The sequence below is a fragment of the Mycobacterium persicum genome (assembly GCF_002086675.1).
In the GTDB taxonomy this organism is placed as follows: Bacteria; Actinomycetota; Actinomycetes; order Mycobacteriales; family Mycobacteriaceae; genus Mycobacterium; species Mycobacterium persicum.
The window spans coordinates 1-851 of the sequence record NZ_MVIF01000269.1 but is presented as its reverse complement, the minus strand read 5'-3'; the positions used below and the strand labels follow the sequence as shown (position 1 = coordinate 851).

Annotated in this window: 1 protein-coding gene and 1 pseudogene; both read right to left on the bottom strand. The window is 68.2% G+C overall.

From position 1 onward, the window contains the following. Positions 1 to 318, bottom strand: a pseudogene (locus BST40_RS28315) (IS3-like element IS1141 family transposase); the annotation flags it as partial. Further along, positions 315 to 716: a transposase gene (locus BST40_RS28310; protein ID WP_122526709.1), complete on the bottom strand. Its 402-nt coding sequence runs from the start codon at positions 714 to 716 to the stop codon at positions 315 to 317. The pseudogene BST40_RS28315 and the gene BST40_RS28310, both read right to left, overlap by 4 nt. Positions 717 to 851: the final 135 nt, after the last annotated feature.

The following is an 851-nucleotide window of genomic DNA, read 5'->3' as shown; positions in this document are numbered from 1 at the left end:
ACCGGCTTGGCGTAGCAGCCGGTAGAAGGTCGATATCGAGCCGAGGTAGCGGCCTTCATCGAGCAAGGTGGCCCACACCTCGGTCGGCGAGATGTCCACGAACCGCTCGCTGTGCAACTCATCGAGGATCGCGGCCCGCTCGGCGGCCGACAACGCCCGCGGCTGCGGCCGATCTTTGTGCGGGACCGGCCGCGGCCGCTGCGCAGGCGGGCTTTGCCGGTGCCGGCGGTAGTAGCTGGCCTGGGCCACACCCACGGCATCGCAGGCGCCCCGCACGCCGATCTCCGGCGCCAGCTCGGCGATCATGGCGTCGCTCACTTCCTCGACCCGTTCTCGGGCTCCGCGCTCTCGGAGAGCGTCTCCAAGAGCGCGTGCAGTTTTGCCTGGACATCCACCACGAAGCGGGCCTTGGCCAGCTCCTGCTCCAGTTGGCGTTTCTCGGCCTCCAGCTGGGCGATCCGCTCACCTTGTGGGTCGCGCCGCTTGCGTCCACGCGGGGCAGCCAACCCCGCCAACGCGCCCGCGTCGCGGGCCCGCCGCCACTCAACGATGTGGCTGGAATACAGGCCCTCACGGCGCAGCAACGCGCCCTTCTCACCCTCGGCCGCAGCCTCATAGGCCGCCAAGATCTCCAACTTGTACTTGGCGGTGAACGTCCGCCGTTTCGCCCGCTCGGGCACCTGCGGATCGGGCCGCTGGGTACTATCGCCATCCACCCGACCAGGATCATCGATCCCTACCGGGGGGGCCAATACGGTCACCTTGCTCGTCATCTCGGGGAAACTCTCCATCCCCGCCCTCGGGTCACTAATTATCAGGGGGCGAGTGCCTCACCCAAGGTTGGCAGAGAG